This is a genomic window from Aquimarina addita, assembly GCF_039539305.1.
Classification (GTDB): Bacteria; Bacteroidota; Bacteroidia; order Flavobacteriales; family Flavobacteriaceae; genus Aquimarina; species Aquimarina addita.
In genome coordinates, this window is sequence record NZ_BAABCW010000028.1 from 1 (window position 1) to 26,511 (window position 26,511).

Genomic DNA, 26,511 nt, shown 5'->3' on the forward strand with positions numbered 1-26,511 from the left:
CTAGGTGGTAAAAGACTTAACTGATCTTGATCGTAAGTCTTGAAGATTACTTTGCGACTCATAATCTAAATTTACAAATAACCGAAATTTTATACAAAAAAAAGACTGCCTTTTTAGACAGCCTCTTCATATATACCTAAATATTACCCGGGGAATAATTGCAGGGATAAGTTTTATCATTCTTTAGCGACTTTCCGTTTTACAATTACCAATAAAACTGTTCCTACAATAGCAATAATGGTCATAAATATCCAACTATTAGTATATCCATAATTTTCTATGAGTTGCATACCGGAGTTGTGTCCTAGAATATGAGCAACAGAAAAAGACATACTATAAAGTCCCATGTAGGCTCCCTGTTTACCTTTTTTAGAACGCTCTAAAGCAAAAGCGTTACCAAACGGGAAAGCTATCATTTCGCCTAATGTTGCGATAACCATTCCTAATATAAGTATGCCTGCCCATGGAGTAAGGGTTAATATAATAAAGCTGCAACCAGTAAGAATCATACCATATATTACAGTACTTATTTTTGACAAAGAGGTGGATTCTAGATAGGTAATCAAAGGCATTTCAAAAATAAAAATTAATGCACCATTTAAGGCAAGTATGAGCCCTATCGTTTCTTCTGGGAGTTGATGAATTTGTTTATAATACAATGGTATAGTAGAAAAATACTGAACAAAAATGAATCCAAATAATATAAGTGCTATTAAAAATAATATATAGGAACTGTCACGATGCGGTGGAACTGGTGAGTCTATGACAATTTCTTTATCGAGTATTTTTGCTTTTTTAGGATGTAAGGTTCTGATCATAATAAAGCCAGCTATAACGCAAGTGATTCCATCTACCCAAAACAATCCGGCATATCCTATGGACGCGATTATTAAACCACCTACAGCTGGTCCCATAGAAAAGCCGAGATTAATGGCTAACCTTATTAAGGTAAGTGATCTTGTTTTGTTTTCTGGCTTACTATAAGCACTTAGGGCAACAAAAAAAGCCGGACGTGCTGTATCTGCAATAGCGATTAATATAAAAAAACCAAAACAGATACTCCAGAATTCAGAAAAATTCTGAACAATAAAAAAGGAGATTCCAGTAAAAAATAAGGAGCCTAAAATCACTTTGTAATAACCAAGTTTATCACATAATTTGCCACCAGCCCAAGCGCCCAGTAATGAACCTAATCCATAACTTGTCATCACCCAACCAATTTCTTTTAGAGAAAAAGATAAGTTGTCAGAGAGATATAGGGATAAAAATGGTATTACCATAGCTCCCATTCTATTGATTAATGTAATGAGTGCTAACCACCACACTTCTCTCGATAAACCCGAAAAAGTACGTAAATAGTTTTGTATAAGATTTTTCAATGTATGGGTTGGTTATTGATCGGTTGCTACTAATTATTTTTTAAATCCAGTAAAGTCAATATAAAATAATCACAGTATAACTGGTAAAAATAGCTTTTTGTCTAAATTTGATATACAATTTTAGAGAATATTAACTTGTTTGTTACTAATGGTTTGTATTTTTGCAAAAAATAAGGGGACTCGTGTATAAATTATCTTTTCTGTTCATATTATTCATTGGTGTTACGATATACTCTCAGGAAACCATAAATGTTGAAAAAGCATTAACATTTCAGGCAGAACTTAATCGCAAATTTGCTTCTGAAGAAGAATCGCCGCTGACATCCAAAGACTTAGCCATTTTTAAAGGGCTTGATTTTTTTGATATTGATACTTCATTTAGTGTAGAGGCAACTTTTGTAAGAACACCTTATGAAACTCCATTCATTATGAAAACGACTACGGAGCGAGAGCCTTTATATGTTAAGTATGGTGAAGCACATTTTATGCTTCAGGAAAAAGAGTGGGTTGTAAATATTTACCAAAATCAAGGATTAAAAACGCAACCTGAATATGAGGCCTATCTTTTTTTACCTTTTACAGATACCACTAATGGGGTAACGACTTATGAAGGTGGTCGTTATATTGATCTTACTATTCCAGAAGGCAAAAAAATCATTATTGATTTTAATACTGCTTATAATCCATATTGTTCTTATAATGATCGATATTCCTGTCCAATACCACCAGAAGAAAATCATCTTGATATTGATATCCCGGTAGGGGTTAAAAAATATAAAGTGAAAGAGGAAAATAAGTAGCCTCAATGGATTAATTTAAAGTTAAATTCCCCGTTTTTCATAATTCGATGTTCTTTTTTTATTTACTTTAGAAGTATTTAAAATAATAACTTTTAAAACTTGAAATTATGAAAAATTATTTATGTAAGTATTCAATTTTATTTTTAAGCTTAATTTTAATTTTATCTTGTAGTAATGATGGAATAGAAAATTTAGAGACTGATAATAATTCAATTAGGGAAGAAATTTATTTGCTTTCTGATGGAAGAAAAATTACTTTAGAATATAATATTTTACAAAAGGAGTATATCGAAAATGATGATTTGATAGAGTTTGAAAATATAATGTTGAGTTCAGATGATACAGTTATTATAAATGATGGCTCTGAAGTTTTGAGAATTTCTACCTTGGAAGAGCAAGAAGAGTTACGCTCTCTAAAAACATTATCCAATAATCAAATTCCTGAACCCAATTCAAGAGTAACTTTGTATGACTTGAGTTATAATTTTGGTCCTAGAATTGATTTTTATCTGAATGCATCTAATCCAGAATTTAGAACTGTTTCATTACAAACAGCTAGGTGTGAATATGGAGTTACTCCAATTGATAATGGGTGTCAAACCGATTTGTATAAGAAAGTTTCTTATATGGAGCTTTACAATAATTCATATGCATTAATGAAATATTATTTCGTGCTTAAAGGTCGTAATATTTCAAGATATATGCAGTTTGAGAATCCTCAATCTTCGAGTCAAACTGTAACCAGATTTGATCTGTCAGAAATTGGAAGGGATAATTCATTTGTTTCTGTAACTAAAATCAGGTTTGCTATTCCTGTATATTAGATAAGCTATATTAAAGAATTTTGTAAATATATTATAACTAACTCATATGGGTAAAGTTTGAATTTTTTAATGTAAAATTAATTAGATTTAAAATAAAAAGACCGTCTGTAAAGACGGTCTCAACTTTGAACAAACAATATATTAAATAATAATATATTAAAATTTATAGATTGCACCTAGCGTAAAAGAGATAAGACTATCCGTAGGCTCAAAATCACCATCTTCAAAAGAGTCTTCAGATGTAGAGTCTAATCTTAATTCTGGTTTAAAAGTAAGATCACCTACTGCATAGCTTCCTGTTAAAGTAGCAGCAAATACAGAACCGTCACCTTCATCATCTACATCTAAAGCATCAACTCCACCAGAGTATTCAGCAAAATATTCTCCTCTTAATCCTAAAGTAAAACTCTCAGATGTTTTATACTGTGGGTATAATGCAACACCATAAAAACCAAAAGAATCTCCGTCTTCTTGTGGTTCTGTTGATAAGTACGTTCCGTTAATTCCTAAATAAAAATCTTCAGAAAGATCCCAACCCGTAGTTAAATCAGCTTGGAAAGTTGGACCTACTTCTCCAGGAACTCCTTCGTTTCCATATCTGAAATTCAAGTAAGCACTACCATTATCTACAGCATACCCTAATTGTGCCCCTACTATGTAAGTATCAAATGGATTGTTTTCAGTGTAATCTGTTGGATTCATAACAGCTACCATTGCAGACCATTCATCGTTAATAGCAAAATCAGCTTTTAAACCAGTATGAGAAAAAGGTCCATAAGAAAACATATAAGAAGTAGAGTAGTTAAAGTTTCCAGTAGGAGAAATCACTTCATATCCTAAATAGGTATTAAAGTTACCCATCGTTAATGTAACTTTTTCACTTACATTCCAGTAAACATACATTTGATTAATGATATTTGCTGATCCCTCAGAATTAAATACGGCATCCGCTCCTCTCGGTCCATATACAAGATCTGCTACAAAACCTACTTTTTCTCCTTCATAGCCTAAAATTACATTAGCCATACCTAAAGAAAAACCATTTTGATTAGCAAAAGAAGTTGAAGGTGCTAAAAATTCTCCATCTGCAGCCTTATTAGGTCCAGTAAGGTTAGCCCTAAAATAACCATCTACAGATCCGTTGACAGAAAAGTTATCAAACCATTTTTTTTCTTCCTCATCCTGAGCAACCGCAGTAAAGCTAATAAATGCTAATGCGATCAGGCATACTTTTTTAAAAAGTGTTGTTATGGTATTTGTTTTCATAATAAAAATTAATTGGTGTTAATTTTGTTTGAATTAAAAATGTAAAATTATGTTAAAACAATGTTATCCCAATAGAAAAAGGGGTTAGTTCTTAAATTTTTATGTTTTTTTTAGTTTATACCCCTAAAAAATCAAACATTGACGTTTATTTGATATTTTTTTAAGAATCTTTAACTAGGTTATTTGAGTTTTAATGCATTTTATCATTCATTTTATTAAAAAATGATACTATTGATTAGTTATTTTAATATAATAAAAACCAATAAAAAAGACTTTTTCTTTAAAGAAAAAGTCTTTTTTATTGGTGCTTCTCCCGACTAGTTTAACGCCTGACTACCATGTTCTCCTGTTCTGATTCTATAGGTATTTTGTATATCTGACACAAAAATTTTGCCATCACCAACTTCCCCGGTTTTTGCAGCTTCAAGAATAGCTTGAATAGTATTTTGTTCAAATTCATCCGAAACTACCAGGGATAAATATCTACGTTGAATATCCGATGTGCTATAGGTAATACCTCTATAGACATGTCCTTTTTTCTCGTTCCCAACCCCTGTTACATCCCAGTAAGTGAAAAAATTAACTTCTATATCATGCAATGCATCCTTCACGGCATTGAATCTTGATTTGCGTATAATTGCTTCTATTTTTTTCATGTACTTTTTGTGTTATTTGTTAAAATCATTATAAGTTCATCACTTATATTCTATATTTTTTAAATACTCATATAACATTCTTCGCTGTTATTTTACCTAAATCACATAGGTTTTGCTTTTACCGCACTAACCACATTCCTAAAAATACTAAAAGGAATCCAGTAATAAAAGAGGCAATTGTATAAATGAAAAAGCTCGTAATATCGCCTGTTTTCAATAGCATATGATTTTCATAAGCAAAGGTAGAGAAGGTAGTAAATCCTCCACAAAACCCAGTGGCTAATAGTAGCACCGTATTTTGTGAAAGAATAGTGTTTTTTAGAGCTAATCCTAAAATGATTCCTATAATAAAACTTCCTAAGATGTTAGCGATAAAAGTACCATAGGGGATTCCGCTAGTAGGATTGTTAAGAAACTTACTAATAAGATATCTGCCTACACTTCCTGTGCCACCACCAATAAATACCAAGAGAATTTGTTTCATTTTTAATTACTTTTTAATAAAAATAATAAGATAACAGTAGCTTTTAGGATTTTTAGGGTCTATATAAATTATTCCACTGTTTTTAGTACTGGGATATAAATTTCTGTAATCCATTCTGCAGGATTTGGTTGCAAATCGGGTCCTGATTTATATACTTCAAAAGGTGGAGAGGCTGGATCAGCTTCTAAACCATTTTTTGCAAGGTATTCATAGCCTGCCATCCATGCTTCTTTCAGATTGGAGTATTCTCCTTTTAAGGTAGTTTTAACAGCTTTTTGTCTCGGTAAAAAGTCACATAATACTCCACTTTCTACAGGAGTAATTACGCGTTCCCTAACAGGTACTCCTACAGAATAAATGGCAGTTCCTAATTCTTCATTAAATTCATTGAATAAAGTAAAAGGCATTCCTGTCTGTGGTAGATTGTTTTGTTTGATATACGCATTAACAATAGGAAGCATTTGTGACATTTTTTCTGGAATAGCTGCTATAGAAGAAGCAGTAGCATTATACATATAAAACCCACCTCCGTGTTCTGTTAGTCCATCTACATGGATTGTGTATTCTTTCATTTTCTCTTGTACAAAAAGATCTAGTTTTTCCAGTCCTCTTTGATACATGGGAGCAATACTCTCTGAAGCCGTACTATCTTTTGTCATCCAGAACATCTTTTCCATAAAACCCTGTTCACCTTTCATTCCCCAGGTTACTTTTGTCTTTTTTCCTTCTAATTTTTCGAATTTCCAGAATACATCACTATTAGTTTCTCCCACTACAGGTATCAGCATGGTTAGCTTTTGATTAATACTGGCAAAAGGAATTGATTGTATCGTTTTCATACTGCCATCAGGTTGTGTTTCACTAGTCCAGCTATAAGATGCGCCATCACCACTGGTGTTACTAGGGTACTTCATAATCATATCCTCAGATTCATCCATCCATGGACCCCATTTTTCCCAGGTTTTAAATTCATTGACAATCTTAAATAATAGTTCATCCGGAGCTTCAATTACTTTACTTTCTTCTACTCTGATTTCTCCATCTTTGGTGGCAATAAATACAGCGCCTCCAATAATAACTATTAATAGTATAAAGAATAAATATTTTATAATTTTCATGTTTGTTAGTTTTGGTCGTTAATAAGGCTAATATACTCAATTTTTAATGTGTATTTTACTCATTATATATTCTAAAAAATCAATTTAAGTTTTTTAGTCTTTTTTTTTAATTGAAAATACAAAATGCAGCTATTTTCATTTTACTACATTTGTTTTTAAAATTAACTATTTAATAGCTCTCATTTTAACAATAGAGACAATTAAAAACTCAATAAATTAAACTCAAACTAATGAAAACTAAGTATCTATTTCCCATTGCAATAGCAAGTGTTATGCTAATTGGGTGTAAAAAGAATCCTTCAGTTCAGGATCAAATTAATCAACAACAGGAGGAGCAGGTTGAAGAAACTGCAGAAACCAATGAAGATACATTTGATTATGTAGTAGAACAAGTAGCAGATCTAAAAATACTAAGATATCAAATTCCTGGATGGGATAAGCTTACTTTAAAAGAGCAAAAACTGGTATATTATCTTACACAAGCAGGATTAAGCGGCCGTGATATTATGTGGGACCAGAATTATCGATACAATTTGACAATTCGCAAAGCTTTAGAGAACATATATACTACATATGCCGGGGATAAAACCACAACCGATTGGAAAGCTTTTGAAACTTATCTAAAAAGAGTATGGTTCTCTAATGGAATTCATCATCATTATAGTAATGATAAGCTTAAGCCATCGTTTGACGTTGCTTATTTAGAGACGCTTTTAAAGGAAACAAAAACAACATTATCTAAAGAGGCACTTGATATTATTTTTAATGAAAAAGATGTAAAAAAGGTAAACCAGGCAAAGGGTGTAGACAATGTCGCATTGTCAGCGGTAAATTTTTATGGACCGGGAGTTACAAATAAAGATGTAACCTCCTTTTACGGTAAAATGAAATCACCTGATCCTGATAAGCCTTTGTCATATGGGTTAAATTCTCAGTTAATTAAAGAAAATGGAGTGATCAAAGAACGGGTCTATAAATCCGGCGGATTATACGGTACTGCGATCGATGAAATTATCAAATGGTTAGAAAAAGCTCAGGGAGTTGCAGAAAATAAAGCACAAGGTGATGCATTGGGATTACTAATTCAATATTATAAAACAGGAGATTTACAAACCTGGGACGATTATAATGTGGCATGGACTGCTGCTACAGAGGGTAATATTGATTACATCAACAGTTTTATAGAAGTATACAATGATCCATTAGGGTATAGAGGGTCTTATGAAACTATTGTACAGATTAAAGATTTTGATATGTCTAAGAAAATGGAAGTATTATCAAAAAATGCACAATGGTTTGAAGATAATTCACCATTAATGGATGCTCACAAAAAAGAAAAAGTAGTAGGAGTTACTTATAAAGTAGTTTCTGTTGCAGGAGAAGCTGGTGATGCTTCACCGAGCACACCTATTGGAGTGAATTTGCCTAATGCTAACTGGATTCGTGCAGCAGTGGGGAGTAAATCAGTTTCTTTAGGGAATATTATAAATGCTTATAATAATGCTGGAAGCTCCGGAAGACTAAAAGAATTTGTTAATGACTCGGAGGAGTTTGAACTAGAAGAAAAATATGGACAGTTAGCAGATAAATTGCATACCGCATTGCACGAGGTAATTGGTCATGCTTCTGGTAAATTAAATCCAGGTGTAGGAGAGACTAAAGAGACACTAAAAAATTATGCATCAACCCTAGAAGAAGGTCGTGCGGATTTAGTAGGCTTGTATTATCTGTATCATCCAAAATTACAAGAATTAGGCTTAGTAGAAGACTGGAAAAAGGTTGGAATGGCAGCATATGACGGATATATTCGTAACGGTTTGCTAACACAACTTATTAGATTGAATCTGGGAGATAATGTAGAAGAAGCTCATATGCGTAACAGACAATGGGTTTCTGCATGGGTTTTTGAGAAAGGTAAAGCTGATAATGTGATCGAAAAGATAACAAGAGAAGGAAAAACGTACTATAATATCAATGATTATGAAAAATTGCATGACTTATTTGGAGAATTACTTAAGGAGACACAACGAATAAAATCAGAAGGTGATTATACTGCTGTAGAAGCATTAGTAGAGGGATATGGTGTAAAAGTAGATCAGGATATCCATGCAGAAGTGTTAAAAAGAAATGAGCAGTTTACCTCTGCTCCCTATAGCGGGTTTGTGAACCCTGTACTAGTTGCAGAAAAGAATGATGATGGAGAGATCACGGCAATTAAAGTAACGCAACCAGAAAGCTTTGTTGCTCAGATGTTATCGTATGCAAAGGAATACAGCTTTTTACCAGAAGTGAATTAAAAATAATGTAAGAAAAATAAATCCTGATCAATCTATCTGTATTGGGTAGAATATTAAAAAGCAACTATGAATAACGGATTATTTTATTTGATTTTTGATCTGGCAAAGATTGCCGGTGGGTTGTTGCTTGCGCAATCAGTATTTACTAAGTATGATTCTGTTGGTAAATTAACAAATTTTTTATCTGGATTTCAGGCAATTATTGGTAGTATACTATCAATAATGGGAGCCTTATATGTTTTGATACCCGGTTGTTTTCTGATGGATCTTGCAGCAATTCTGGCAGGATTAGTCTTATTGGGTGTAGCTTTAAAATCGGTTCCGGGTATTGGAGATATTCTGGTCAGAGTTTCTAATATTCTAAAAGCTTTTGCCATCCCAATAGGAATTGGAGCTTTAGTGTCCGGGATACTAGGAATATTGAATTTTTGTCTGTAGAGAAATCAAACATTACAAAAAGCCTCCGGAAATTGATGTTTTCTGGAGGCTTTTAATTTTTAGGTGTTTTTGATTTTTAAAGAATTTTATAAATCAGTTTAATCGCGATTGAGGGGAGATACTCCTCTTTAAAAAAATCACGATTAGCTATATCCAACGTGGTCAGGGTGTCTTCATTACTAATAATCTTTTGTCCATGTAAATCTTTTAAAATAATAGGATCAGTTGTCGTTTTTAAAGATATTCTTATCCATTCTAAAGGTTAATGACACAAAAGGATTGATTCGATAATATTTTTCATTTAAGTCTGCTGCTGATATTTCTGCAGACACAATATCGTTTTCAGTATACTGATTTTCGAGTCTCAATTGTTGATGAAATGCTAGTCCGGCGGACAAAAAAAGATTGTGGCCTACATAAAACGTTCCTCCGGCAAAAACCGAAAGTTCATCTATATCAATTCCTATTCCTCCCATATAGCCAAGACAAACATCTTTCTCTAAATTAATATATGAGAACTGTAGCATAGGAATGGGTTGAAGTATTGTTTGACTGCCATCTCTTACTATTTTTATTCCATCTTCTGTGACTTGAGTTTTGTAGGTATCGCTATTTAGTAAAGAAATAGCAGAGATTCCTATGGAGGTAATCCATTTATTACTGATAATGGATTCGTATTTTCTGGTGTAGACTTTAGTAGTGCCATCAGTAATTTTTTTAGCAGTAATAACGAGTTCTGCAACAGTTCTTTTTTTTATTTCAAATTTTTTAGTGCCTGAATATATACAAGATTTTTTAATACTAATGTCTTTAGAATCATTGGATGTTTGATTTAGTAAGGAAGTGTCTAAAGGTTCATTAACCTGATTTGTAATTTTGAATGATGAAGTAATTATATATTCATTACAATTAAAGTTACTAAATATTTTTAATTCATAGTTACCTTTTGGTAAGGTTTGTTCTTCGGTTAAAACGTTTTGAGATAGATCTACTTTTAAAATAGTATTCTCATTTCCGCCTTTCGCCGTATTGGAAAAAGAATAAAAGAAGAATAACAGAAATAAAATAACTAGGTTGAATGTTCTCATAATTTCTAAGATTTTTGTTGTTAGTACACTTCAAAATTACCTTAGAATCAAGCACAAAAAAATACCCATAAGCGGGTATTTTCATATCAATACTAAGTAAGTTTTAGCGTTTAGAAATCATATTTTTTTTCAATTGCATACCGAAGTAATTCGCCTTTGCCTTTAAGTCCTAGTTTACGGATAATGTTTTTACGATGTGTTTCTATGGTAGAAACAGAATTAAAACGAATCGCTGCAATTTCTGAAGTAGTTTTTCCTTGACCGATAAAGGTTAGGATTTCGCGTTCGCTTTTTGATAATACCTGTTTTTTTATTTGTTGTGCCGTATTTCCAGAAAAAAAAGAAGGATCGATAGTCGCATCGTAATAGGTATTTCCTTTCATTACCTCATAAATCGCTTTTAGTACCTCTTCCAACGGAGAGTTTTTTACCAGATATCCTTCTGCCCCGGCAGCGATCATTTGGCGTACAGCATCTTCCTGATCAAACATAGAGAATGCAATGATCTTGATATGCGGTAGTTCTTTTTTGATAATTTTTGTAGCAGCAATACCATCGATTTTTGGCATCCTGATATCCATTAAAACTACTTTGGGCTGTTTTCTTCTTACGAGGTATAGTAATTCTTCTCCATCATTAGCCATACCGATAATACGAATCTCCTCTTCATATCTAAGCAGTAGTTCTACACCATCAATAAGAGATTGATGATCTTCTGCAATGGCTACGGTAATCATATGGGTATATTTATGATGATGTTAGTTCCTTTTCCTATAGTAGTATCAATTTCAAAAGTGCCTTCCAGATGCTCTATGCGTTTTTCAATACTTTTTAATCCCATACCATCCTTTTCTGGTAAGATGGTAGCGTCAAATCCTTTTCCATTATCTTCTACAATGATATTCAATAGAGCGTCGTGATTGGTTAATGAAATATTGATCTCAGTAGCATGTGCATGTTTAATTGTATTTGTAATTAATTCCTGAATGATTCTAAAAATAGAAATCTCTAAGGCGTTATCCAATCGCTCATCCAGCCCATACTCTTGTATTTCGATATGGAGACCCGTGCCATTTCTGTTCGATACTTTTTTTGCCAGATTTTTAATAGCGGGTAGTAGTCCTTGATTAGCCATCACACCGCTATTCTTTTCGTGGGCGATGGCACGTACTTTTTGATACGCTTCGTTAAGCAAATTATCTGTTTTTATATATAATTCTTCTATATTTTCTATTTTGGGATTATTCTTATTATTTTTTAAATGATCAAAATGCAGTTTTACGGTGGCAAGAGAACTTCCCAGATTATCGTGTAAATCATTTGCAATACGCTGTCGTTCTTTTTCCTGTCCGGAGATCATAGCATCAATTGCAGTTAGTTCTTGTTCTTTAAGTAGTTTTTCTGTTTTTTGGATTTCGATTTCCCGTTCTTGTTCTGCAATACGTTGTTTACGTTTAGTGTTTTTATGAATTAAAAAAGCAGTGATTGCCCCAAAAAATAATAGTAATAAAGCACCGATGAGTAGGTTTCTGTTCTGGATTCTTTGGGATTGTATTTCTAGGTTATCATTTTTAAGTTGTAGGTTCTCTTTTTCCTTTTCTGCTGCGCGATATTTATTTTCGGCTTCAACAATAGCTTTGTTTTGGGCTTGGTTGTCTATAGAGTCTTTTATTTGGATTAGTTTCTGTGCATATATAAAAGCTTTTTCGAAATCTTGAACTTTTTTATACGCATTAAGTTGGTTTTCATAATAAACGACTCTTGTTTTGATGTCATATTCTTGTAAATTAATATTATTTGTTTTTTGGTAATAAGAAATTGCCGTGGCATAATCACCAGCTGTTTCGTAGGTTCTAGCTTGATTATTATAATTTATGGAAATGAATTGTGGTAAATTAAGTTTCTTAAATACGGGCAATGTTTTTTTGAAATAATAAAAAGCAGAATCGGTATTTTTTTCAATAGTATTAAAAGCGGTACCAATATTCATTTCTATTAAAGCTATTCTTAGAGAATCATTAATTTTTTGTAATTCATATACTGATTTTCTATAAAAGTAAAGGGTGTTTTTTAAATCGTTTATATCAGAATGGATATCGGCAATTTTAGAGTTGGCTCTAGCCAAAAATAATGGTTTTTGACTTTTGCTAGCATAGTCAATATACTCATCTAAAAAAGGTGTGGAATTAATTACTAAATGTTTCTGATGTGTTAATAGCTCATAGATTTCGTAATTGGTATCAGCCACATATTCTAAGCTATCTATAGATTTGAAATATTTTTTTGCAGAAAGTAATTCCTTAAAACCTTCATCATGTTCATCTTTCTTTTTCATTATTATTCCTGAATAATAATGATATAAACCAGTTTGAAATTTATTCGACACAGGCTTTGTTTTTTTTAAATAAATATAAGCTGAATCCAATTGAGATTTATCAAGTTGTAACTTGACTTCATCAAATGTATGACTTTGTGCAAAGCAAAAACCAGTAATTAAAAATATTACTGGTAATGGATAAAGGTTTATGTATTTTAATAGTTTCATTAAATACCTACAATTATACTTCCGTCTTTATCTTTGGGTTTATCCCTATTACACTCTTTTATCTCATTAATAATGGTAATAGGTTCCAAAGAGATAGTAAGTAAAAAATTAATATCATTTAGTTGGTTTTCTTCTGCTGTCTTTGGATAAAACCCTTTGATGTATTCATCATAAAGTTTATGCTTTTTCGTTTCATTAAGAGAATGATGGGATATGAAAGCTTCTAGTCTTTGAAATTCTTTACAAAAAAATACTTTATGAAGTTTAAATCTATTTCCATTCTGGCGTCTATGGTTTGTTAGTTTGAAATCTCCTTTAATAATCTCATTGTTTTCCCAGTAAAATCTAGCTTTTAATGAAACATAATCATCTTTAAAGATTAATTGATATCCATTTCCGTTAATTTTTATTTCGCACCTTTGTTTTTGTTCTCGTTCTCGTGTTTTATTTTCCATAAAATATATATTTTGTTATTTAGTTACACTCCAAATCTCTTTAAAAAAACCACATCATTCCCTACCCAATACAGGGTATTTTCTCTTTTTAGATAATAAAATCAAAAAGAAATCTAAGGTCATTACCTGATAAGGTTGACTAGAACGGGGTGTATGTGATTGAAAACTAGGGGTGTATTTGGTCTTAAGGGTGCAAATATGTTTTTAGCCCAAAAAGCAACAAAATAAAGATAATAAAACCAACCAGAATAAAGATACTACCTTTATAATATTTGCGATGAAGTTTTAGGTCTTTACGATAGCTGAAAATCATTAATATAATAAAAGCTATGACAAAAAAAACTGCAAATATCAACTGTCCGGTACTAAACATAAATCCTTATTTTTACGGCAAAGATAAACTATAAAAAAAGATTCATGAAAGATAAAATTGCTGCCGTACAAGAATTTCATACTGCATTTCAAATAGGATATAAAAGTAAACCGATCGCAGATCTGGGAAAAGCTAAAAACACGCTTCGTTTTAATCTGATGAAAGAGGAAAATGAAGAATATCTGGAAGCTGCACAGAATAATGATCTGGTAGAAGTAGCAGATGCCCTAGGTGACATGCTATACATTTTGTGTGGAACTATTATCGAGCATGGGATGCAACATAAAATAGAAGAGGTATTTAATGAAATTCAGCGCAGTAATATGAGTAAACTGGGAGCAGATGGAAAACCAATTTACCGCGAAGATGGTAAAGTGCTAAAAGGTCCCAATTATTTTAAGCCAAATATTAAAGAAATCCTGGATCGATAAATTAATTAGTTGTATGATATTGTTATTTTCAATTTTTAGTAAAGCCTAGTTTCTAGCTCCTCTCCTGCAAAGGAGAGGATGTAAAAAAGTCTCTCTTAGAAGGGAAATTTAGAGGGATGTTTCACGTTTAATCAAATAATTTATATTTGCATGCATACAGTAGCATCAGAAGGAGAGGATGTAAAAAAGTATCCCTTAGAAGAGAGATTTAGAGGGATGTTTCACGTTTAATCAGGTAATTTATATTTGTACACACAAGTGGTGTCAGAAGGAGAGGATGTAAAAAAAGTCTCCCTTAGAAGGGAGATTTAGAGGGATGTTTCACGTATAATCAAGTAATTTAAATTGTAAATATACAAGTAGCATCAGAAGGAGAGGTTGGAAGAGGATGTTTCTCAAGAGATTTTAAACAGAATACTTCAATACCCAATACACATTAAAGACAAACTAATGTATTACAAATAAACAAAAAACTCCGAAAAGCAATTTTTCGGAGTTTTTAATATTTCAAATTACGTATTTCAAATTTCTATTCAATACTAATTTACACTTTTACTCTCCATCCAAAAGGGTCTTCTACTTTGTTATATTGAATATCAAGCAGTGCTTTTTTGAAATGTGCAGCATAAGAATTTTCTTGTGGAGTAAGCTCATAGTGTTCTCCTTTATATCCAAAAGCTTTTATAGGGCTAACTACAGCTGCGGTGCCAGCACCAAATATCTCTTTGAGACTACCATTAGTTGCAGCATCTACAATCTCACTAACTTTTATAGGTCTTACATCTACATGAATACCTTCTTTTTCTGCAATAGTGATTAAACTTTTACGTGTAACACCATCCAGAATTCTATCACTGATAGGAGCCGTTAATAATGTATCATTAACCCTAAAGAAAAGATTCATCGTCCCAGCTTCTTCTATATATTGATGCGTATCTGCATCCGTCCATATAATCTGTTGATAACCTTGTTTTTTTGCTAAATTTGTAGGATAGAATTGTGCTGCATAGTTACCTGCAGCTTTTGCATAACCTATACCACCATTAGCAGAACGACTAAACTCTTCAGCAATTAAAACACTTACATCACCACTATAATAAGACTGAGCAGGAGAACAAATAATCATAAACTTATATTCATCAGCTTCAGATGCAGATACACTTGCCTGTGTAGCAATAGAAAATGGTCGTATGTATAATGAATTTCCAAATCCTGGTTTAATCCAATCATTTTCTAATTCTAATAAGGTGTTTAGTCCATCAAAAAAATAGGATTCAGGAAATTCTGGCATCGCTAATCTTTCAGATGATTTATTAATACGTTTAAAATTTTCATCAGGTCTGAATAAAAAAGTATCGCCATGATCATCTTTATAAGCTTTCATGCCTTCAAAAACAGCCTGTCCATAATGAAATACACGAGCAGATGGATCTAGAGTAAGAGGACCATAAGGAACTATCTTTGGAGTTTGCCATTCGCCATTGACATAATCGCAGACAAACATATGATCAGTAAACACTTTACCGAAGTTTAAGTTGTTAAAATCTACCTGGCCAATTTTTGACTCACTTACTTTAGTGATGTCAACTGCTTGTCGAATTGCATTTCTCATCGATATCTTTTTTAATTATTGTTAATATCTATAACAAAAATACCCTTTTCTGGTAAATTAAGAATTTTAAAAATAGTTAAATTGCAAAAGATCATAAATAATAATGTATAATGAAAAAAATCATTCTTTTTATTGTAGTATTTTCAAGTATTTTGAGTTGTAACTCGGTACAAAAAGAAACAACCTATTTTTCTACCGGAGACTTAGTTTTAAAAGATTATAATAGTTTTGGAGCTAAGGTGTCTTCTGACACCATTTATGACCAAAAATCTATCACAGAAATTTATAAAGGGTTAAAAGAAGGCGATACAGTCTATACTACTTTCTTAAGTACAGTTCAGGATGTATGTGAGGTTAAAGGATGCTGGATGAAGATAGCGCTTACTGATACAGAAGAAGCAACAGTTAGATTTAAAGCATATGGTTTTTTCGTCCCTATGGATTTAAAAAAAGATACCGTAATTGTACAAGGAAAAGCATTTGTTTCTGAAACTTCTATAGCTGATTTAAAACATCTGGCTGAGGATGCAGGGAAAACTGAGGATGAAATCGCTGCGATTACAGTACCAAAGATGACCTATTCTCTTGTAGCTGATGGAGTTTTAATAAAGAAATAAATAATGCAAGAAAAATTACAAAGAGAGATTATAACAACTTCAGACGGTTCCACCACCATTCATTTTCCTGCATTGAATGAACAATATCATTCTAAACATGGAGCTGTTAATGAGGCGAATCATGTATTTATTAGAAGTGGATTGGAGCATATTTTAAATTCAAAAAACTTTTCAAAAATCAGTATTCTGGAAATTGGTTTTGGAACAGGTTTAAATGCGTTTGTCACTTATTTAAAAGGTCAGGAAATGATTCAAAATATTGATTATGTAGGAGTAGAGGCGTATCCTGTACCATCAGAAGAGGTGGCACAACTTAATTATGGGAATATATTAAATGAAGGTGTTTGTAAACAGGTGTTTGATACATTACATAAGGTGGTGTGGGAGCAACCTGTAGAAGTTTCTCCATCTTTTTTGCTAACAAAGCGAAAGCAATTTTTTAAAGATATAGAAGACAGAGATCGTTTTGATTTAATTTATTTTGATGCTTTTGGAGCTAGAGTACAACCTGATTTGTGGACAGTAGCGATCTTTCAGAAAATGTATGATGCCCTAAAAAACTACGGGGTTTTAGTTACCTATTCAGCAAAGGGAAGCGTGCGGCGAGCGATGCAGGAAGTTGGTTTTACAGTAGAGAGACTCCCGGGACCTCCGGGTAAACGAGAAATGCTGAGAGCAACAAAAGGAGTGTTAAACCTATAATAAAGCTATAGGTTTTGTTCGAACTTGGTAGTACTTTGTTATTCATTAATACATCCATCAACTATGAAAATTTTAATTACGGGCGCCACCGGACTGATAGGTCAGGAGATTGTGCGCATATGCCGTCAATCAAGTATAGCAGTGCACTATCTTACCACCAGTACTGACAAAATAATATCTGAGCCTGATTATAAAGGATACTTATGGAATCCTAAAAAAGGTGAAATTGATCTTGATTGTTTTAAAGGGGTAGAAGTAATTATAAATTTAGTAGGAGCCTCGGTAGCACAAAGATGGACTACAGAACATAAAAAAGAAATAATAAATAGTAGGGTAGATACCGCTCATCTAATCTTTACTACTCTTAGAAAAATCAAACATACTGTTCATCATATAGTATCCGCAAGTGCTATTGGAATTTATCCGGATTCTCTAACTAATTATTATAAAGAAGATGCAGAAGAAAAAAATCCAAACTTTCTGGGAGAAGTAGTAAAAAAATGGGAAGCTGCTGTTTTTGCTTTTAATGAACTCAATATAAAAGTAAGTGCTATTAGAATAGGGCTGGTGTTGGCTAAAGAAGGAGGCGCGTTTCCTAAGATAGCAAAACCGATTCGGTACGGTGTTGGTGCAGCTTTTGGTAGCGGTAAACAATGGCAAAGTTGGATACACGTCGAAGATCTTGCACACTTATTTTTATTTGTGGTGAACAAAAAATTGTCAGGTATTTTTAATGGAGTAGCACCCAATCCGGTTTCAAATGAAAAACTTACATCAACCACTGCAGAAGTTATAGGAAAGAAAATATGGTTGCCTAATGTCCCCAGGTTTGTTATGAAACTCGTATTAGGAGATATGCATGTACTTCTTTTTTCCAGTCAGCGCGTATCAAGTGATAAAATTACAGAGGAAGGATTTCAATTTAAATATGATAGTATAGTGCCAGCGCTAGAAGATCTTCTGGCGTAAGAACTTATTACAATAAATAAAAAGAGATTACCTGATAAGATAACCTCTTTTAAAGTAACTTAGGTAATACCAATTATGCTTTATTAGCTTTCAGATTTACTTTTAATTCAATATCATCATTAATAAACTTATCTCCTAAGTTTTCAAAAACAGATTTAGAACCATAATTTACTCCCCAATCAGTTCGGTTAATTGTAAATACCTCACTGGTTAATGTCATCATATCACCTTCTACAGAAGAAGTGGCAGGAAAAGAAATATTTTTCTTAATTCCTTTGATTGTTAGATTTCCTTCAATCATGGTTTTACCTTCTTTTTCTACTATTCCAGTAAGCTCAAAAGTAGCTTTAGGATGTTCTGCTACATTAAAAAAATGATCTTTTTTCTCTTCTCCTTCTCCTTTAAGATGCCCCTCAAGACCCGCTTTTTTATCTCCTTCTAAGTCTGTTACGTTAATAGAAGTCATATCTATTACAAAAGATCCACTCTGGATTTTTCCATCTTGTGTGTTTACAGAACCATCCATTAATTTAATAGTTCCTGTGTGTTCTCCTGTAGGCTTTTTTCCAGTCCATTCAATCATACTAGCGGTCGTATCTACTGTAAAATTTATTGCTGCAGCAGGTGCTTCTATAACTTCTTCTGCCGGAGCCGCTTCTGCTTCATTCTTTTTCTCACCTTTACAAGAAACTCCACTTATAATTAGGGTAGTTGCGATAAAGAGGTTTGTTAATTTAGTTTTCATAATACTTTTAGTTTTTAGTTTACTGTGATCAAAATTATTTTTTTATAAAATGAAAATTCTTAAATATATATTAAATTATTCCTGTGACATTATGGCATTTATTTAAAAATGGCAGTACTTTTGCACCTTGGAAAAAAAAGAACTTATAAAAGGTACTAGTTACATGAATAAGAAAAATAAAAATACAGAAGATGTAAAGGATCAGGTAGAAGAGGTACTTGATGCAACTATAGAAGAGACTGAAACAAAAACAGAGACAGAGAATGTTGATGTAGAAACACAGTTAAAAAATGATTTAGAAAAGGAAAAAGATAAATTCTTACGTCTTTTTGCTGAGTTTGAAAATTATAAAAAACGAACTTCTAGAGAGCGAATCGAGTTATTTAAGACAGCAAGTCAGGATGTTTTACAATCGATGTTACCAGTGATTGATGATTTTGACCGCGCGATGAAAGAAATTGAAAAATCAGATGATAAGGATTTAATCAAGGGTGTAGAACTGATCCATAACAAATTAAAGGAAACTTTAAAAAGTAAAGGATTGGTAGAGGTAGAAGTAAATGCGGGCGATTCTTTTAATGCGGATGATCATGAAGCGATTACTCAGATTCCTGCTCCTAGTGATGAACTGAAAGGAAAGATTGTAGATGTTATAGAGAAAGGGTATAAATTAGGAGATAAAGTAATTCGTTTTCCAAAAGTAGTAACCGGTCAATAGAAAAATATGAAGGAAGATTTTTATGAAATATTGGGCGTTAATAAAAATGCTACAGAAACAGAGATAAAGAAAGCATATCGCAAAAAAGCAATAGAATATCATCCGGATAAAAACCCGGGAGATACGACTGCAGAAGAAAAATTTAAAAAAGCAGCAGAAGCTTATGAAGTATTAAGTGATCCAACAAAAAAGTCACAGTATGATCAATACGGTCATCAGGCTTTTGAGGGAGGTGGCTTTGGCGGCGGTGGCTTCGGCGGTGGCGGAATGAATATGGATGACATATTCAGTCAGTTTGGTGATATCTTTGGCGGCGGCGGTGGCGGCTTTGGTGGTTTTGGCGGTGGTGGCGGAAGACAACGTCGTGCTAAGGGGAGTAACCTAAGAATACGTGTCAAGCTTACCTTAGAAGAAATTGCTGAAGGAGTAGAGAAAAAAGTAAAGGTAAAACGTAAGATCCAGGCGCCTGGAACTACTTATAAAACTTGTTCAGCCTGTAACGGAGCTGGTCAGGTCACAAGAATAACGAATACCATTCTTGGCAGGATGCAAACAGCTTCTACTTGTCCTACGTGTAACGGGGCAGGACAAATGATAGATCATAAACCATCTGGCGCAGATGGTCAGGGATTAAAAGTTTCTGAGGAAACAGTAAGTATTAAAATTCCAGCTGGGGTTGAAGATGGTATGCAACTTAAAGTATCGGGTAGAGGTAATGAGGCACCGGGTAATGGTATTGCAGGCGATCTTATTGTTGCTATAGAAGAATTGGAACATGCTGATTTACAAAGAGAAGGCGATAATCTTCATTATGATCTTTATATTAGTTTTTCTGAAGCAGCATTAGGTACATCAAAAGAGATCGAAACCGTATCAGGAAAAGTACGAATCAAAATAGAAGAAGGAGTTCAAAGTGGTAAAACTTTAAGATTAAGAGGAAAAGGTATTCCTAGTATCAATGGTTATGGTAAAGGAGATTTATTAGTACATGTGAATGTATGGACACCAAAAACATTAAACAAAGAACAAAAAGAGTTTTTTGAAAAAATGGCAATGGATGATCATTTTAAACCAAGTCCGGATAGTAAGGATAAATCGTTTTTTGAGAAAGTAAAAGATATGTTTTCTTAGACCACTCAAGTCATAAACATATTACTAATGACTTAAAGTTACTCACTTTTGATTAAGAAAAATTCGTATATTTGATACATCACTAATATAATTAGTGATATTTTTCTTTTTCATAGCAATTTTTTCCCATCCTTAATACTTGTATTCAGGGTGGGTTTTGTTTTTTTAATGTAATGAGTTGTTTATTGGGTATCGTATATTTTAATTCACCTAATAGTCTGAATAAAAATAAAATATGAGTAATCTATTAGAGGTAAGGAGTGCAACAAAAAAGTTTGGCGACTTTACTGCTTTAAATAATGTTTCTATAGCCGTTCCTAAAGGTAGTATTTTTGGTCTGCTAGGTCCTAATGGTGCCGGGAAGACCACATTGATAAGGATTGTTAATCAAATTACGCTGCCGGATGCTGGTGAAGTCCTACTCGATGGAGCCCCTTTAGAGCCCATTCATATTAAAGATATTGGTTATTTACCAGAAGAAAGAGGGTTGTACAAGTCTATGAAGGTGGGAGAACAAGCATTATATCTGGCTCAATTAAAAGGATTATCCAAAAAAGAAGCAAAAGAACGACTTACATACTGGTTCGATAAGTTTGATATTTCTCATTGGTGGAACAAAAAAATACAAGAACTTTCTAAAGGAATGGCACAGAAAGTACAGTTTGTCGTTACTGTACTTCACCGTCCTAAATTACTGATTTTTGATGAACCTTTTAGCGGATTTGACCCAATAAATGCAAATGTAATAAAGGATGAAATTCTCCAATTACGTGATGAGGGAGCCACTATCATTTTCTCTACACATAGAATGGAAAGTGTAGAAGAACTATGTGATCACATGGCACTTATTCATAAATCTAATAAAATATTAGAAGGGAAAGTTACTGATATTAAAAGAGCATATAAATCCAATACTTTTGAAGTAGGTTTGATAACTGAGGATAATAATACAATTCTACAAAGTTTACAAGATAAATTTAGTGTGGTACCTGCTGATTTTAAAACAATAGATGATCAATTAAAATTAAAAATTTCATTAGATAAAAATGTTTCTTCGAATGAGTTACTATCTTATTTGACAAGTAATGCACAAGTAGTTCGTTTTAATGAGGTGATTCCTAGTGTAAATGAAATTTTTATTAATACTATTACAGATAATGAGTAAATTACGATTGATTATGTATCGCGAATTTATAGCGCGTATTCGCAATAAGACTTTTATAATGATGACATTTCTAGGTCCTTTGTTTGCAGTGGGAATGATTGCTCTAATTTCTTGGTTAACATCTGTAAATAGTGATGGTCCAAAACAAATAGCCTTTATTGATGAAACAGGATCTTTTTTTCTGAATTTTAGAAATTCAGAAGAAGTAAAATATATTAACTACACCGATTTAACATTAGAAGAAGCAAAAGACTCTACATTGACCAAAAATTTATATGGATTATTATATATTCCTAAAAAAGCCTCTCATAAAGAATCAACAGAATCCATTCAATTTTATGCAGAAGAAGCACCTGATTTTTCGGTGCTTAATTCCTTAGAAAAACGTATTGCAGATAAACTGACAGTTCAAAATTATAAAAAACAAGGGTTGGATGTAGCTGCAATTGAAGATGCTATAGCAGAGGTACGCATACAGGTAGAGAATTTCTCAGGAGAGAAAACATCAAAATACCAACATCTTATAAAAATGGCTTTTGGCGGTGCAGCAGGGTATCTGCTTATGATGTTTGTTATTATTTATGGTAATATGGTCATGCGTTCTGTAATAGAGGAAAAAACAAATCGTATCATAGAAATCATAATATCATCAGTAAAGCCTATGGAATTGATGATGGGTAAAATTTTAGGAACTTCTTTTGCGGGAATTCTTCAATTTATTATTTGGGTGATTTTTGGGTTGGGGTTACTCATTACAGCTAATGTGTTTTTCGGAATAACACCAGAACCATCCGGAGTTGATTCTTCTATATTATTACAAGAAAGTAATCCTCAAGAAATACAATTACTTGTACAGGATATCTTAAAATTACCATTAGGTACCTTAGTGATTTTCTTTTTTATATATTTTATCTGTGGTTATTTTTTGTATAGTGCTATTTATGCTGCTATTGGAGCAGCAGTAGATAGTGAAACAGATTCTCAACAGTTTATGCTGCCTATTTTATTGCCATTAATGTTAGGCGTATATGTTGGTTTCTTTTCGGTTTTAGAAGATCCACACGGAGTAGTTGCAGTCACATTTTCTATGATTCCATTAACATCACCAATTGTAATGTTAATGAGAATACCCTTTGGTGTTCCGTGGTGGCAAATAATTGTATCAATAGGTTTATTGGTAGGAAGTCTTATCTTTATGGTGTGGTTTGCTGGTAAAATATATCGAATAGGAATTTTGATGTATGGTAAAAAGCCAAGCTACAAAGAGTTATTAAAATGGTTAAAATATTAACATGATTCAGGAAGAGATTGCAGAACAAGTAGAAGAGATTATAAAAGAAGATGTTTGGGGAGCAATCAAGGAGTTTTTAGGATATGAAATCTTCAGTTTTGGGTCTAAAGATCATAGTATCATTCTCACTGTAGGGTTGTTACTTTTTGTCATAGTATTATTCTTATTAACATCTGTTATTCTTAAGTTGATAAGAAGAATTGTCACCAGAAAACTTCCCGAGGAGAATAAAGTAAAATTTATCTCCGTTTTCTCTTTTGTAAAATATTTTGTGTATATCATTATTATATTGATAGCATTAGATAGTATTGGTCTTAACATTACTGCTGTATTTGCAGCATCAGCAGCATTATTAGTAGGTGTTGGTCTCGCATTGCAAACCTTAATTCAGGATATTATTTCTGGAATCTTTATCTTTATTGATCAAACAGTACATGTGGGAGATATCATCGAGTTAGAGGATAAAGTAGGTAGAGTGGAGGAGATTAAATTAAGAACGACCAGAGCGGTAACTATTGATAATAAAGTATTGATAATTCCTAACCATAAATATCTTACTTCAACTCTATATAATTGGACTCAAAACGGTTCTGTTACAAGAGAATCTGTTACGGTAGGGGTAGCCTATGGAAGCGATACCAAAGTAGTGAAAGAATTATTATTAAAAGCAGCAACAGTAAATGACAGGGTATTAGATGCTCCTGAACCTACTGTGCTTTTTGTTGATTTTGGAGATAATTCATTAAATTTTAAACTTGTCTTTACAATTAATGATAGCTTTCAGTCTGCGCACCCTAAAAGCGAGATACGTTTTGAAATAGATAGATTATTCAGAGCACATAATATCAGTATTCCATTTCCTCAGCGAGTGGTTACTATAGTTAAGGATTCTCCTGATGTAGTTAAGGAAGAAGAAAGTTTAGAATAAGATAATTGAGATAACTTTTAATAATGAGGAATACATATTAAATTAAATGTTGAAGTGAAAATAAACAAAAAAATATAATGGCAAGAATACTAGTAATAGAAGACGAGGCGGCAATCAGAAGGGTATTGGTAAAGATATTATCAGAAGAAAGTGATAAGTATCAGGTGTTCGAAGCAGAAGATGGATTGATGGGAATCGAAAAGATCAAAAATGAAGATTATGATCTTGTACTCTGTGATATTAAAATGCCTAAGATGGATGGAGTTGAAGTATTAGAAGCTGTTAAAAAAATCAAACCAGAAATTCCAATGATCATGATCTCGGGTCACGGAGATCTGGATACTGCGGTAAATACAATGCGATTAGGTGCGTTTGATTATATATCTAAACCACCAGATCTAAATCGTTTGTTAAATACCGTCCGTAATGCATTAGATCGTAAAGAACTTGTAGTAGAAAATAAGATGCTAAAGAAAAAAGTATCTAAAAACTATGAGATGATAGGGCAATCAGAAGCTATTACTAATATAAAGGATATAATAGAAAAAGTAGCAATGACGGATGCCAGAGTTCTTATTACTGGTCCTAATGGCACAGGTAAAGAGTTAGTAGCACACTGGATCCACGAAAAAAGTGATCGCTCTAATGCACCAATGATCGAGGTGAATTGTGCGGCAATTCCCGGAGAATTAATAGAAAGTGAACTTTTTGGTCATGTAAAAGGAGCTTTTACCTCTGCAAATAAAGATCGTGCTGGTAAATTTGAAGCTGCCAATGGAGGTGTTATATTTCTTGATGAAATAGGAGACATGAGTCTTTCAGCACAAGCAAAAGTATTAAGAGCATTACAGGAAAATAAAATACAACGTGTAGGAAGCGATAAAGATATTAAGGTAGATGTGAGAATAGTAGCAGCTACCAATAAAGACCTTAAGAAAGAGATAGCAGAGAAAAGGTTTAGGGAGGATTTATACCATAGACTTGCCGTTATTTTAGTTAAGGTTCCTGCATTAAATGATAGAAGAGACGATATCCCATTGTTAGTAGATTATTTTAGTAAGAAAATATCTACGGAGCAAGGTTCTCCGATAAAGAAATTTTCTGATAAAGCGATTAAGAAACTTCAGCAATATGACTGGACAGGTAATATCAGAGAATTAAGAAATGTTATAGAAAGATTGATTATCCTGGGTGGTAAAGAAGTGAGCGAAGAAGATGTTACTTTGTTTGCGTCCAAATAGCCTGGCTTTTTTTGATAGATATACCCGAATTATGACTTGTATTACAGGCAATGTATTTGTGATTACATTTTTATCTTATGTAATTTGAAATGGTAAGATCCGACAAATCCTTTATGTGTTTTAGTTTACAATGAAGAAAATAATTATTTTTATATGTATGCTTTCTTTCTCTCCTATGGCAATTGCGCAATATGATCCGGGAGCAATGAATTATGGATTTTCTGTGATTAAAAGTTTTCATTCTCTGAATGAAACAGGAGCAGGTGTCAGGTTAGAATATGCGTCTAATTGTTACACTACCTTTATAGGCGAATACAATCGATTGTTTTCTGTTGGAACAAAAGAAGATGTAGAGAGTTATAATGAATTAGCACTTGGTGTTAATCTGATTTTATTCAATTGGTATCCTACAACTATTACTGCAGGTTTAGGGTATATAGGGAATGATTCTACTGCTTTTGAAGAGATTGAAGAAGACGCTTTTTTGGGATTTAGAACCGGTGATTTAAATCATGGAGTCCAGATAAAAATACGGGCGTTACATCAAATATCTGTTCCAGTACATATCTTTGCAGAGTTCAATGTCAAGAGTTTGGGAAGAAGATATGATACGTTTCTTGTGGGTTTTAGTTATGATTTTGACGCACGGTAAAGCAATAAACATATGAAAAGGTTATTTTTTTTAGTGTTCTTTCTATTTTATTGGATCTCATATACACAACAATTTGAGCATGGTAGTGTAGATTTTGGGCTGGGAGCAGTGATTAGCGTAGGACTACAGGAGGAAGTAGGTTTTGATATACGATTTCAGTATACCACACCAAATCAAAAAAATACCTATTTGACTGAGTATAATCGTTTTTTTGTAAGAGAATTAGAGAACACAGAGGTATATAACGAATTTGGAATAACATATAATATTCGATTAATTCATTGGGAATCTCTTAGTATAACAGGAGGCGCAGGATATATCGGAAACGATTACAGAGTATTGAGCAGAGCAGAAGATACATCCAGTTTGTTTTTTACAACAGGCAATTTTAATCATGCTGCCTTCCTAAAGTTTAGAGGATTGTATCAAGTGACTAATCCAATTCATGTTTTTGCAGAGTTTAATTTAAAGAGTTTTGGGAAACGATATGATACCGTAATTTTGGGGCTCACTTATTCATTAGGGATATAAATAGTTTCATATTCTATAAGGGTTGCGAATAGTACTACCTATTGATGTTTTTTAT

The 26,511-nt window shown here is 32.8% G+C and carries 28 protein-coding genes; 16 read left to right on the forward strand and 12 right to left on the reverse strand.

Annotated features, from left to right (window positions below):
- Positions 1-176: 176 nt before the first annotated feature.
- Positions 177-1,379, reverse strand: coding sequence for an MDR family MFS transporter (locus tag ABD816_RS20500; RefSeq protein WP_344930618.1), 1,203 nt, complete (start codon positions 1,377-1,379; stop codon positions 177-179).
- A 182-nt stretch (positions 1,380-1,561) separates the two neighbouring features.
- Between ABD816_RS20500 and ABD816_RS20505 the strand changes: the two genes are divergently transcribed.
- Positions 1,562-2,179, forward strand: coding sequence for a DUF1684 domain-containing protein (locus ABD816_RS20505; RefSeq protein ID WP_344930620.1), 618 nt, complete (start codon positions 1,562-1,564; stop codon positions 2,177-2,179).
- A 107-nt stretch (positions 2,180-2,286) separates the two neighbouring features.
- Positions 2,287-3,003: a hypothetical protein gene (locus tag ABD816_RS20510; RefSeq protein ID WP_344930622.1), complete on the forward strand. Its 717-nt coding sequence runs from the start codon at positions 2,287-2,289 to the stop codon at positions 3,001-3,003.
- Positions 3,004-3,159: 156 nt separating this feature from the next.
- Here the strand turns inward: ABD816_RS20510 and ABD816_RS20515 are convergent, their stop codons facing one another.
- The 4 genes from ABD816_RS20515 to ABD816_RS20530 all read right to left on the reverse strand — a co-directional run bounded on the left by ABD816_RS20515 (position 3,160) and on the right by ABD816_RS20530 (position 6,527).
- Positions 3,160-4,269 (reverse strand): porin, encoded by a 1,110-nt coding sequence (locus ABD816_RS20515; protein ID WP_344930623.1) that lies wholly within the window; start codon positions 4,267-4,269, stop codon positions 3,160-3,162.
- Positions 4,270-4,586: 317 nt separating this feature from the next.
- Complete coding sequence (locus tag ABD816_RS20520; protein WP_344930625.1) at positions 4,587-4,925, reverse strand: P-II family nitrogen regulator; 339 nt, start codon at positions 4,923-4,925, stop codon at positions 4,587-4,589.
- Between the two features lie 118 nt (positions 4,926-5,043).
- Complete coding sequence (crcB, locus tag ABD816_RS20525; protein ID WP_344930627.1) at positions 5,044-5,409, reverse strand: fluoride efflux transporter CrcB; 366 nt, start codon at positions 5,407-5,409, stop codon at positions 5,044-5,046.
- A gap of 68 nt (positions 5,410-5,477) precedes the next feature.
- Positions 5,478-6,527, reverse strand: a complete 1,050-nt coding sequence (locus ABD816_RS20530) for an SRPBCC family protein (RefSeq protein WP_344930629.1) — start codon at positions 6,525-6,527, stop codon at positions 5,478-5,480.
- A gap of 230 nt (positions 6,528-6,757) precedes the next feature.
- Here ABD816_RS20530 and ABD816_RS20535 point away from each other — a divergent pair, with 230 nt between their 5' ends.
- Both ABD816_RS20535 and ABD816_RS20540 read left to right on the forward strand, forming a co-directional pair.
- Positions 6,758-8,824 (forward strand): dipeptidyl-peptidase 3 family protein, encoded by a 2,067-nt coding sequence (locus tag ABD816_RS20535; RefSeq protein WP_344930631.1) that lies wholly within the window; start codon positions 6,758-6,760, stop codon positions 8,822-8,824.
- A 66-nt stretch (positions 8,825-8,890) separates the two neighbouring features.
- Complete coding sequence (locus ABD816_RS20540) at positions 8,891-9,262, forward strand: hypothetical protein (protein WP_344930632.1); 372 nt, start codon at positions 8,891-8,893, stop codon at positions 9,260-9,262.
- Positions 9,263-9,483: 221 nt separating this feature from the next.
- Here ABD816_RS20540 and ABD816_RS20545 read toward each other — a convergent pair whose 3' ends face one another.
- The 5 genes from ABD816_RS20545 to ABD816_RS20565 all read right to left on the reverse strand — a co-directional run bounded on the left by ABD816_RS20545 (position 9,484) and on the right by ABD816_RS20565 (position 13,723).
- Positions 9,484-10,350, reverse strand: coding sequence for a hypothetical protein (locus ABD816_RS20545; RefSeq protein ID WP_344930634.1), 867 nt, complete (start codon positions 10,348-10,350; stop codon positions 9,484-9,486).
- 110 nt (positions 10,351-10,460) lie between these two features.
- Entirely contained in the window at positions 10,461-11,087 is a 627-nt protein-coding gene (locus tag ABD816_RS20550; RefSeq protein WP_344930635.1) for a response regulator transcription factor, read from the reverse strand.
- Positions 11,084-12,685, reverse strand: coding sequence for a tetratricopeptide repeat-containing sensor histidine kinase (locus ABD816_RS20555; RefSeq protein ID WP_344930636.1), 1,602 nt, complete (start codon positions 12,683-12,685; stop codon positions 11,084-11,086). The genes ABD816_RS20550 and ABD816_RS20555 overlap by 4 nt, the downstream gene beginning before the upstream one ends.
- A 209-nt stretch (positions 12,686-12,894) precedes the next feature.
- On the reverse strand, positions 12,895-13,350 hold the full coding sequence (locus ABD816_RS20560; RefSeq protein WP_344930637.1) for a hypothetical protein: 456 nt from the start codon (positions 13,348-13,350) through the stop codon (positions 12,895-12,897).
- A gap of 184 nt (positions 13,351-13,534) precedes the next feature.
- On the reverse strand, positions 13,535-13,723 hold the full coding sequence (locus ABD816_RS20565; RefSeq protein WP_344930638.1) for a hypothetical protein: 189 nt from the start codon (positions 13,721-13,723) through the stop codon (positions 13,535-13,537).
- 44 nt (positions 13,724-13,767) lie between these two features.
- Between ABD816_RS20565 and ABD816_RS20570 the strand changes: the two genes are divergently transcribed.
- A complete protein-coding gene (locus ABD816_RS20570; RefSeq protein ID WP_344930639.1) occupies positions 13,768-14,154 on the forward strand; it encodes a pyrophosphohydrolase domain-containing protein in 387 nt (128 codons plus the stop codon).
- Positions 14,155-14,698: 544 nt separating this feature from the next.
- Here ABD816_RS20570 and ABD816_RS20575 read toward each other — a convergent pair.
- The gene (locus tag ABD816_RS20575) at positions 14,699-15,766 is read right to left on the reverse strand and encodes a branched-chain amino acid aminotransferase (RefSeq protein WP_344930641.1); all 1,068 of its coding nucleotides are present in this window, start codon (positions 15,764-15,766) and stop codon (positions 14,699-14,701) included.
- 110 nt (positions 15,767-15,876) lie between these two features.
- Between ABD816_RS20575 and ABD816_RS20580 the strand changes: the two genes are divergently transcribed.
- The 3 genes from ABD816_RS20580 to ABD816_RS20590 all read left to right on the forward strand — a co-directional run bounded on the left by ABD816_RS20580 (position 15,877) and on the right by ABD816_RS20590 (position 18,054).
- Positions 15,877-16,383 carry a DUF4920 domain-containing protein gene (locus ABD816_RS20580; protein WP_344930643.1) on the forward strand — a complete coding sequence of 169 codons (507 nt, stop codon included), beginning with the start codon at positions 15,877-15,879 and terminating at the stop codon, positions 16,381-16,383.
- A gap of 3 nt (positions 16,384-16,386) precedes the next feature.
- Positions 16,387-17,085 (forward strand): tRNA (5-methylaminomethyl-2-thiouridine)(34)-methyltransferase MnmC2, encoded by a 699-nt coding sequence (mnmC2, locus tag ABD816_RS20585; RefSeq protein WP_344930644.1) that lies wholly within the window; start codon positions 16,387-16,389, stop codon positions 17,083-17,085.
- Positions 17,086-17,148: 63 nt separating this feature from the next.
- Entirely contained in the window at positions 17,149-18,054 is a 906-nt protein-coding gene (locus ABD816_RS20590; RefSeq protein ID WP_344930646.1) for a TIGR01777 family oxidoreductase, read from the forward strand.
- 73 nt (positions 18,055-18,127) lie between these two features.
- On the opposite strand, the gene ABD816_RS20595 is transcribed toward ABD816_RS20590, so the two are convergent.
- Positions 18,128-18,799, reverse strand: a complete 672-nt coding sequence (locus ABD816_RS20595; protein WP_344930647.1) for a YceI family protein — start codon at positions 18,797-18,799, stop codon at positions 18,128-18,130.
- Between the two features lie 163 nt (positions 18,800-18,962).
- Here ABD816_RS20595 and ABD816_RS20600 point away from each other — a divergent pair, with 163 nt between their 5' ends.
- From ABD816_RS20600 to ABD816_RS20635, 8 genes are all read left to right on the forward strand, one after another.
- Complete coding sequence (locus tag ABD816_RS20600) at positions 18,963-19,517, forward strand: nucleotide exchange factor GrpE (RefSeq protein WP_344930648.1); 555 nt, start codon at positions 18,963-18,965, stop codon at positions 19,515-19,517.
- 6 nt (positions 19,518-19,523) lie between these two features.
- Entirely contained in the window at positions 19,524-20,648 is a 1,125-nt protein-coding gene (dnaJ, locus tag ABD816_RS20605) for a molecular chaperone DnaJ (protein WP_344930649.1), read from the forward strand.
- 235 nt (positions 20,649-20,883) lie between these two features.
- Entirely contained in the window at positions 20,884-21,813 is a 930-nt protein-coding gene (locus ABD816_RS20610) for an ABC transporter ATP-binding protein (protein WP_344930650.1), read from the forward strand.
- A gap of 58 nt (positions 21,814-21,871) precedes the next feature.
- Positions 21,872-23,104 (forward strand): ABC transporter permease, encoded by a 1,233-nt coding sequence (locus tag ABD816_RS20615; RefSeq protein ID WP_344930651.1) that lies wholly within the window; start codon positions 21,872-21,874, stop codon positions 23,102-23,104.
- 1 nt (position 23,105) lies between these two features.
- On the forward strand, positions 23,106-24,032 hold the full coding sequence (locus tag ABD816_RS20620) for a mechanosensitive ion channel family protein (RefSeq protein ID WP_344930653.1): 927 nt from the start codon (positions 23,106-23,108) through the stop codon (positions 24,030-24,032).
- Between the two features lie 77 nt (positions 24,033-24,109).
- On the forward strand, positions 24,110-25,273 hold the full coding sequence (locus tag ABD816_RS20625) for a sigma-54-dependent transcriptional regulator (protein ID WP_344930655.1): 1,164 nt from the start codon (positions 24,110-24,112) through the stop codon (positions 25,271-25,273).
- Positions 25,274-25,403: 130 nt separating this feature from the next.
- Positions 25,404-25,925, forward strand: a complete 522-nt coding sequence (locus tag ABD816_RS20630; protein WP_344930657.1) for a hypothetical protein — start codon at positions 25,404-25,406, stop codon at positions 25,923-25,925.
- Between the two features lie 12 nt (positions 25,926-25,937).
- A complete protein-coding gene (locus ABD816_RS20635; protein WP_344930658.1) occupies positions 25,938-26,456 on the forward strand; it encodes a hypothetical protein in 519 nt (172 codons plus the stop codon).
- Positions 26,457-26,511 lie beyond the last annotated feature (55 nt).